The sequence below is a fragment of the Streptomyces sp. NPDC005408 genome (assembly GCF_040606445.1).
Taxonomy (GTDB): Bacteria; Actinomycetota; Actinomycetes; order Streptomycetales; family Streptomycetaceae; genus Streptomyces.
Map to the genome: position 1 here is coordinate 184,004 of NZ_JBEXEX010000010.1, position 8,831 is coordinate 192,834.

Below are 8,831 nucleotides of genomic sequence, written 5' to 3' on the forward strand. Positions count from 1 at the left end.
GCTCCTGAGCCGTCAGCTCCTGACCCACACCACCTTGAGCGCGGGAGAGCGCAGGATGTCCCGCTCGCAGAACCGGGACGTCACCCACCGCTCGCCCGAGAACAGCTCGGTCTGGTCGCTGAAGTGCGGGGACCTGGGGTTCGACGACTGGGAGTACGTGAGCAGGGTGCGGGCCACCGGGCAGCGTCCGCCGTCCCAGCCGACCGCCTGGATATGGCTGGAGCCCGCCGCGACCTCGGTGTAGCCGGCCGCCGGACTCCACACCGGCTCGATCTTGTTCCAGACGCCGAGCCCCTCCGTGCCGCCGGGGACCGAGATGCGCTTGCTGTTCCGTACGACGAACTGGTGGTCACCCAGCGGTGTGTCCAGGGCGATCCCGGCCGAGCGCAGCTCGGCGACTGCCGCGGTCAGGGCCTGCGCGAAGCCGAGCGATCCGGTGTCGAGCGTGTTCGGCGTACGGACCGGATCCGCCGCCGAGAACGGCACCTTCCACAGCTGCGCCGCCGGCACCCGCGATGTGAGCCCCCGCCAGAACCGGTCGAAGAGCAGCGCGCCCCGGCTGTCGGTGTTCATCGTGCGGTCCCAGTGCTCGATCACCGAGCACGCCTCGGCGTCGCCCGGCAGCACGGCCGCGCACCCCTTCGCCGCGTCCGCCGCCGCCAGATCCCCGGCGGGCACGCGGTTCGCGAACTGCTGCTTCTGCAGGTCGGCGACCCTCAGTCCGCCCCTGGCCGCCATCGCAGCCACATCCTCGACGGCGCCCCGGGTACGCATCGAACGCGGTGTGCCGAAGCTGCCGAAGACCCGCTCGTAGCCGCTCAGCGGCCGGTCGGGATTGGCCAGCCAGGCGCTGTCGTTGGAGTTCTCCGCGTACGGAGCGTCCTTCAGCGTCGGCATCTTCGACGGGCCGAAGATGCCCGGCTGCACGGCGTCCTCGTCCGAGCCGAGCGCGCAGTCGCCGCGCGAGCCGTCCAGGACGGCCACGCCCGACGCCGGATAGGTCACCTTGCCCAGCGGCGTCGAGCAGCGCTGCGCCAGCTCGTCGGTGATCCGCGGCAGCACCTGTGACTGGGAGAAGAGCGTATGGCCCCTGGAGTCGGCGGCGATGGTGTTCACCCACGGGAGGCCCTGCGTACGCCGCAGCGCTCGCAGCATGTCCTCGGTGGAGCGGGACTTGCCGAAGGCGAGTGCGGTGTCGGAGCCGCGCAGATTGGTCGCGTTGGGGTCGTTCAGCGCATACGCCGTCGTCGCCGACCAGGGCAGCGGAAGGGCCGGGCCGAGCGAGGTGACCACCGGGCCGTACCGCGTCCACCACTGTGTACGCGTCAGCGGAACGCCGTCCTTGACCGGGACGCTGACGGTCCGCTTCGTCATCCGCTCCGGTTTTCCGTCCACCAGATATGTGGTCGGGTCGGCCGGATCCAGAGTCAGCTGGTGCAGATTGAGCGTCACACCGGTCGCGACGGTGTGGCTCCATGCCACTTTGTCGTTGAAGCCGATGTTGACGACGGCGGTGCCGAGCAGCGAGGCGCCCGAGACGTTCAGTTCGCCGGGGATGGTCTGCTGCGACTGCCAGAAGCGGCGGCCGCCCTGCCAGGGGTAGTGCGGATTGCCGAGCAGCAGGCCGCGCCCGTTCGCGGTCGTACTGCCGCTGAACGCGACGGCGTTGGAGCCCATGTCGGCGCTCTCTGCGGAGAACAGCTGCCGGGCAGCCTTGGCCGTCGCGGCCGCGTCGGGCGCGCCGACCGGGGCCTGGCCGGGCGGCTGTGCGGCGGTGATGCCGTCGATACCGCGTCCCTGGCCTCCGAGCACCGATACGGCGAAGCCGCGCCTGGCCACGTCCAGCGTGGTCACCGGGTTCACCCAGTCGGCGTCCTTGCAGGCCGGATCGGTGATGCGGTTCTGCTTCAGCCAGGCGTTGTAGCCCGCGGCCCAGCCCCGCATCAGCTCCTTGACCTGGCGTCCGGGGCCTTGCGGCGCGGGCGTGGCGAGCAGTTTCTCCACGGTGCCCGCGTCCCGTACACCGCGGAAGTAGAGATCGCTGGACAGGTTCTTGGTGGCCGAGGAGAGCGAGCCGTCGGGGGCCGCATCAAAGCCGAAGTACCGCGAGCGTTCGCCGCGCACGGTGAGGAAGCCGTCGGCGAGCACGCACACCTGGTCGGCGGCCTGAGCCCAGCCGGTGCCGAAGCCGAGACTCGCGTAGTCCTTGGCGACGATGTGCGGAATGCCGTACTCGGTATAGCGGATGACGGCCGACAGACCGGCGCCGGAAGGGTGGTGGTCATGACGGTCACGGGAATCGGCGGCCGCGGCCGGCGGCAGTACGGCGGCTGCGGTCACCAGGGCTATTGCGGTGAACCCGAGCCGTCTCAGGCGGGTGCGGAAGAGCAACGTGCCTCCCAACTGGACTGCGGTGAAAGCTGGTTGGTCCATGCAGTCAGCCGGGGCGTGCGCTGTCAACATCCCGTTCGGTATCCGAGGTCTTGACCCTCAAGTCGGCGCCGCCGAGGATCGCGCCATGACAGCTGTACGCAGCAACACAGTCGACTCCGTCGTACGGAGCACCGCGGGGCGCACCCCCGACCGCACCGCCGTGCGCTACGCGGACCGGACCTGGAGCTACGCGGAACTCGACGCCGCCGTCACCACGGCGGCGGCCGTCCTCACCGGCCACGGCCTGCGCACGGGGGACCGGGTCGCGTCCTACGGCCACAACTCCGACGCGTATCTCATCGGCTTCCTCGGCTGCGCACGGGCGGGACTCGTCCATGTCCCGGTCAATCAGAACCTCACCGGCGACGATCTCACGTACATCATCGAGCAGTCGGGCAGCGCTCTCGTGCTCGCCGACCCGGACCTCGCGCCCCGGCTGCCGGGTGGACTCTCCGTCAGGCCGCTGCGCGACGCGGACGACTCGCTGCTGGCCGAGCTGCGTACGCCCCGCAGCTTCACCCCCGAGCGGGAGCCGGGGACCGAGGATCTGGTCCAGCTGCTCTACACCTCCGGCACCACGGCCCAGCCCAAGGGCGCGATGATGACCCACCGGGCACTCGTCCACGAGTACGTCAGCGCCATCACCGCCCTCGACCTGAGCGGGAGCGACCGGCCGCTCCACTCGCTGCCGCTCTACCACTCCGCCCAGATGCATGTGTTTCTGCTGCCGTATCTCGCGGTCGGCGCGGAGAACACCATCCTGGACGGCCCGGACGCGGAGCAGATCTTCGACCTCGTCGAGGCGGGCCGCGCCGACAGCCTCTTCGCGCCACCCACCGTCTGGATCGGCCTCTCCAACCACCCTGACTTCGGGGCGCGCGACCTCGGCGCGCTGCGCAAGGCGTACTACGGCGCTTCGATCATGCCGGTGCCCGTGCTGGAAAAGCTTCGCGAGCGCCTGCCGGAACTGGGCTTCTACAACTGCTTCGGCCAGAGCGAGATCGGCCCGCTCGCCACCGTCCTGCGCCCGGACGAACACGAGGGCCGGATGGACTCCTGCGGCCGTCCCGTCCTCTTCGTCGACGCGAAGGTCGTCGACGAGGACGGCAAGGAGGTCGCCGACGGCACGGCCGGAGAGATCGTCTACCGCTCGCCACAGCTTTGCGAGGGGTACTGGGACAAGCCCGAGGAAACCGAAGAGGCCTTCCGCGACGGCTGGTTCCGCTCCGGCGATCTGGCCGTCCGGGATGCCCAGGGATACTTCACCGTTGTCGACCGGGTGAAGGACGTCATCAACTCCGGGGGAGTACTGGTGGCTTCACGCCAGGTTGAGGACGCCCTCTACACCCACCCCGCGGTCGCGGAGACCGCCGTCATCGGCCTGCCCGACGACCGCTGGATCGAGGCGGTCACAGCTGTCGTTGTGGCCCGCGGAGAGGTTACCGAGGACGAACTCATCGACCATGCACGCGAGAAGCTCGCCCACTTCAAGGCCCCCAAGAAGGTCCTGTTCGTGGACGAGCTGCCGCGCAACGCCAGCGGGAAGATCCTCAAGCGCGAGCTGAGGGACCGCTTCACTTCTGCCTGAGGTCCACGATCCGCTTGATCTTGCCGACCGACCGCTCCAGCGTCTCGGGGTCCACCACCTCGACCCCGACGGACACTCCGACACCGTCCTTGACGGCCACCGCGATCGCCCGGGCCGCGACCTCGCGCTGCTCGGGCGTCGCCTCCGCGCGTGCCTCGGCCCGCACGGTGAGCGCATCGAGTCGGCCCTCGCGGGTGAGCCGCAGCTGGAAGTGCGGTGCGACATGCGGCGTACGCAGCACGATCTCCTCGATCTGGGTCGGGAAGAGATTGACCCCGCGCAGGATCACCATGTCGTCGCTGCGCCCGGTCACCTTCTCCATGCGCCGGAAGACCCGGGCGGTGCCCGGCAGCAGCCGCGTCAGGTCCCGGGTCCGGTAGCGGATCACGGGCATGGCCTCCTTGGTGAGCGAGGTGAAGACCAGCTCGCCGTGCTCGCCGTCCGGCAGTACCTCACCGGTGAGCGGATCGACGACCTCCGGATAGAAGTGGTCCTCCCAGATGTGCAGACCGTCCTTGGTCTCCACGCATTCCTGGGCGACGCCGGGGCCGATCACCTCAGACAGCCCGTATATGTCGACGGCGTCGATCGCGAACCGCTCCTCGATTTCGCGCCGCATCTCCTCGGTCCACGGCTCGGCGCCGAAGATGCCGACCTTCAGAGACGTGGTGCGCGGATCGACGCCCTGCCGCTCGAACTCGTCCAGGAGCGTGAGCATGTACGACGGCGTCACCATGATGATCTCGGGGCGGAAGTCCGTGATGAGCTGAACCTGGCGGGCGGTCATGCCGCCGGAGGCCGGGATCACCGTGCAGCCGAGCCGCTCGGCGCCGTAGTGCGCGCCGAGTCCGCCCGTGAACAGCCCGTATCCGTACGCCACATGGACCTTGTGGCCCGGACGGCCGCCCGCCGCGCGGATCGAGCGGGCCACCACGTCCGCCCAGATGTCCAGGTCCCGCTCGGTGTAGCCGACGACGGTCGGGCGGCCCGTCGTTCCGCTGGAGGCATGGATGCGGCGCACCTGGGACTGGTCCACCGCGAACATCCCGAAGGGGTAGTTGTCCCGCAGGTCGGCCTTGGCGGTGAAGGGGAAGCGCCCGAGATCGGCGAGCGTGCGGCAGTCCTCGGGGCGCAGGCCCGCCTTGTCGAAGGACTGCCGGTAGAAGCCGACGTTCTCGTACGCATGGCGCAAGGTGGTCCGCAGCCGCTCCAGCTGCAGCGCCTCCAGCTCCTCGCGACTCAGCCGCTCCGCCGAATCCAGCAGGTCCGCGTCCGTCATACGGATTACTCCTGTCCCAAACCGGACGACCGATCATTCGGTCGTGCTGCTCCGGGATCAGTAATCCACCTGTCCCGGCTCCTGGCAAGGGGGTGACACAGGTCGGGCGCTGCTCTCGCCCGCCGGCGTAGGCCGTGGGTGCGCACGGCCGGTTGTCGCCTCTCTGCCGCGCTGAGTCGAGCGGGAGGGAGGAAGATGCGGGATAATAGTTGAATCCCGCAAACAACCTCCGAGAAGGAGTCCGCGATGCCCCAGCCCGAGGGTGCCCAGCTCGACGCTGTCCTTGCCCGCCAGGAGGAGCTGCGGCAGCTCTATCTTCGTCCCATAGACGACCGGCCCCCGACCACTGCCCGCGGCATCCACCATGTGGCCTTCATCTGTCGCGACGTCGAGGAGACCATCCGCTTCTACCAGGAGTTCCTGGGCTTCCCGCTGGTCGAGATCGTGGAGAACCGCGACTACCGCGGCTCCACCCACTTCTTCTTCGACATCGGCCAAGGCAATCTGCTCGGCTTCTTCGACTTCCCCGGCCATGAGCACCCGCCCATCTCCGAGACGATCGGCGGCGTACAGCATCTCGCCCTGTCGGTGGGCGCGGCGGAGTTCGAGGCGGCGCGCAAGGCGCTGGACGAGGCGGAGATCGAGTATCTCGGGCCCGACCGCGGGGTCGAGGACAGCCTCTACATCCGCGATCCCAACGGCGTTCCGCTCGAGCTCTACCGGGAGCGGCTCGGCATCTTCAACGGCGAGCGCATCCTCGAATCGGCGGCCGCCGAGGAATGAGGCGGGCCTGCGCGGGCCGCTGAGGATCGGCCGGCACGCTCAGCCGCCGACCGCCTCCGTCGCGATCGTCCGCGCCCAGCGGTAGTCGGCCTTGCCGCTCGGTGAGCGCTGGATCTCCGGCGCGATCACCAGCTGTCGCGGGATCTTGTAGCCGGCCAGCCGGGTGCGGCAGTGCGACTGGATGTCGTCCAGCGTCGGTGTGAGCGCGCCGGTGCGCAGCTGCACCACCGCCGCCACATGGTTGCCCCACCTGCTGTCCGGCACCCCCGCCACCAGTGCGTCGTACACATCCGGATGGGACTTGAGCGCCTGCTCGACCTCCTCCGGATACACCTTCTCGCCACCGGTGTTGATGCACTGCGAGCCCCGGCCGAGGACGGTGACGATGCCCTCCTCGTCGACCGTGGCCATGTCGCCGAGCAGCACCCACCGCTCGTCGCCGCGCTGGAAGAAGGTCTCGGCGGTCTTCTTCGGGTCGTTGTAGTAGCCGAGGGGGACATGCCCGCGCTGGGCGATGCGGCCCGGCTCGCCCGGCTTCACCGGCTCGTACGTCGCCGGGTCGACCACCGCCGTACGGGCGTTGACCCGCAGCCTGAATCCCTTCTCGGGGCCCGAGTCGTCGGTGGCGGTGCCGTTGAAGCCGGACTCGGACGAGCCGAAGTTGTTCAGCAGCATCACATGCGGCACCAGCGCCGTGAACTGGGCGCGCACCGTGTCCGACATGATCGCGCCGGAGCTGGAGACGCTGAACATCGACGAGCAGTCCGTCCCCTTCATCGGTCCGCCGAGCGCGTCGATGAGCGGCCGCAGCATCGCGTCGCCGACCAGCGACACGCTGGTGACCTTCTCCTTCTCGATCGTACGGAGCACCTCCACCGGCACGAACTTGCGGTGGATGACGATCCGCTGGCCGAAGTTGAACCCGATGAACGTGGTCAGCGTCGATGTGCCGTGCATCAGCGGGGGAGTGGGGAAGAAGGTGATGCCGTCCCCGCCCGCGGCCACCCGCTCGGCGAGCTCCTGGGGCGAGGAGACCGGCTCCCCGGTCGGTGCGCCTCCGCCCAGGCCGGAGAAGAACAGATCCTCCTGCCGCCACATGACGCCCTTGGGCATTCCGGTGGTGCCGCCGGTGTAGATGATGAACAGGTCGTCGGCGGAGCGCTCCGGGAAGCCGCGTTCGGACGACGCGGCCGCCTCGGCATCGGCGAAGGGCACGGCGTCCAGCTGCGGCGCACCGTCCGGGGGTGTGCCCACCCGGACCAGATGCCGGAGTTTCTCCGTCTGCGGCAGCGCGGCCGAGACCCGCTCGGTGAACTCCGCGTCGAAGACGAGCGCCGCGAGATCCGCGTCGCGGTAGAGGTAGACCAGCTCCTCCTCCACGTACCGGTAGTTGACATTGACCGGTACGACACGGGCCTTGAGGCAGCCGAGCACGGTCTGGAGGTATTCGATGCCGTTGTACAGGTGCAGGCCGAGATGCTCACCGGGTGCGATGCCCGCGTCGATGAGGTGGTGCGCGACACGGTTGGCCGCCGCGTCCAGTTCCGCGTAGGTGAGCCGGCGCTCGGCGCCCGTGCCGGGATGGTCGATGTACACAAGCGCCTCGCGGTCGGGGACCACGTCGACGACCGACTCGAACAGGTCGGCAAGGTTGTACTCCACCATTCCTCCTGACCCCGGCGAACTTCGGCCCGGCGGTCATTAGAGCGCCGGTGGGCACAACTGGGAAGAGGTGCCGCAGAAGAAATCTGACTGACTGTCAGAAAACTATTGAACTGGACCCCGGCCTACTGCAACCTGTTCTAGGTCTTGCGACGGGAGGTCCGCACATGGAACGACTTGGTGGTACCGAACACCTCACCGTGGAGCGCGAAGGCGCCACGCTGGTGCTCACCTTGAACAGGCCCGAGGCGAAGAACGCTCTCTCGCTGCCGATGCTGGTCGGCCTGTACGACGGCTGGCTGGAGGCGGACGAGGACGACGCGATCCGCTCCGTCGTGCTCACCGGAGCCGGAGGCTCCTTCTGCGCCGGAATGGATCTGAAGGCCCTTGCGGGCAAGGGCATGGAAGGAGAGCAGTACCGGGACCGGCTCAAGGCCGACCCCGATCTCCACTGGAAGGCGATGCTGCGCCACCACCGCCCCCGCAAACCCGTGATCGCCGCGGTGGAAGGGTACTGCGTGGCCGGAGGAACCGAGATCCTCCAGGGCACCGACATCCGTGTCGCGGGCGAGAGCGCGACCTTCGGCCTCTTCGAGGTCAAGCGGGGACTGTTCCCGATCGGCGGCTCGACCGTACGGCTCCAGCGCCAGATCCCGCGTACGCATGCCCTGGAGATGCTGCTGACCGGCCGCCCCTACAGCGCGGCCGAAGCGAGGGACATCGGGCTCGTCGGTCATGTCGTGCCCGATGCGACCGCGCTGGAGAAGGCGCTCGCCATCGCCGAGCAGATCAACGCGTGCGGGCCGCTGGCGGTGGAGGCGGTGAAGGCGTCGGTGTACGAAACGGCGGAGATGAGCGAGACGGAGGGACTGGCGGCCGAACTCAAACGGGGCTGGCCGATTTTCGACACGGCCGATGCGAAGGAGGGGGCGCGCGCGTTCGCGGAGAAACGGGCGGCGGTGTATCGCCGGCGGTGACGTTTCCCCTACCCGCCCTTTCCCGTAACCGGGGGCGCCCCCTCCTTCGCATCGGCCGTGTCGAAAATCGGCCAGCCCCGTTTGAGTTCGGCCGCCAGTCCCTCCGTCT

The 8,831-nt window shown here is 69.0% G+C and carries 6 protein-coding genes; 3 read left to right on the forward strand and 3 right to left on the reverse strand.

What is annotated here, in order from left to right; all coding sequences use genetic code 11:
- Positions 1–12: 12 nt before the first annotated feature.
- Complete coding sequence (locus ABZS64_RS13200; RefSeq protein ID WP_355827478.1) at positions 13–2,433, reverse strand: penicillin acylase family protein; 2,421 nt, start codon at positions 2,431–2,433, stop codon at positions 13–15.
- An 85-nt stretch (positions 2,434–2,518) separates the two neighbouring features.
- Between ABZS64_RS13200 and ABZS64_RS13205 the strand changes: the two genes are divergently transcribed.
- Entirely contained in the window at positions 2,519–4,021 is a 1,503-nt protein-coding gene (locus ABZS64_RS13205; RefSeq protein ID WP_355827481.1) for an acyl-CoA synthetase, read from the forward strand.
- On the opposite strand, the gene paaK is transcribed toward ABZS64_RS13205, so the two are convergent.
- The gene (paaK, locus tag ABZS64_RS13210; protein ID WP_355827483.1) at positions 4,008–5,300 is read right to left on the reverse strand and encodes a phenylacetate--CoA ligase PaaK; all 1,293 of its coding nucleotides are present in this window, start codon (positions 5,298–5,300) and stop codon (positions 4,008–4,010) included. The genes ABZS64_RS13205 and paaK overlap by 14 nt on opposite strands.
- A 246-nt stretch (positions 5,301–5,546) precedes the next feature.
- Between paaK and ABZS64_RS13215 the strand changes: the two genes are divergently transcribed.
- Entirely contained in the window at positions 5,547–6,083 is a 537-nt protein-coding gene (locus ABZS64_RS13215) for a VOC family protein (protein ID WP_355827486.1), read from the forward strand.
- Between the two features lie 39 nt (positions 6,084–6,122).
- On the opposite strand, the gene ABZS64_RS13220 is transcribed toward ABZS64_RS13215, so the two are convergent.
- The gene (locus tag ABZS64_RS13220; protein ID WP_355827520.1) at positions 6,123–7,745 is read right to left on the reverse strand and encodes an acyl-CoA synthetase; all 1,623 of its coding nucleotides are present in this window, start codon (positions 7,743–7,745) and stop codon (positions 6,123–6,125) included.
- Between the two features lie 167 nt (positions 7,746–7,912).
- Between ABZS64_RS13220 and ABZS64_RS13225 the strand changes: the two genes are divergently transcribed.
- Entirely contained in the window at positions 7,913–8,722 is an 810-nt protein-coding gene (locus ABZS64_RS13225) for a crotonase/enoyl-CoA hydratase family protein (RefSeq protein ID WP_355827489.1), read from the forward strand.
- Positions 8,723–8,831 lie beyond the last annotated feature (109 nt).

What these genes read in the sequence shown, in the direction of transcription:
- ABZS64_RS13200 (WP_355827478.1), bottom strand. Translation starts at nt 2,433, where the DNA reads ATGGACCAACCAGCTTTCACCGCAGTCCAGTTGGGAGGCACGTTGCTC.
- ABZS64_RS13205 (WP_355827481.1), top strand. Translation starts at nt 2,519, where the DNA reads ATGACAGCTGTACGCAGCAACACAGTCGACTCCGTCGTACGGAGCACC.
- paaK (WP_355827483.1), bottom strand. Translation starts at nt 5,300, where the DNA reads ATGACGGACGCGGACCTGCTGGATTCGGCGGAGCGGCTGAGTCGCGAG.
- ABZS64_RS13215 (WP_355827486.1), top strand. Translation starts at nt 5,547, where the DNA reads ATGCCCCAGCCCGAGGGTGCCCAGCTCGACGCTGTCCTTGCCCGCCAG.
- ABZS64_RS13225 (WP_355827489.1), top strand. Translation starts at nt 7,913, where the DNA reads ATGGAACGACTTGGTGGTACCGAACACCTCACCGTGGAGCGCGAAGGC.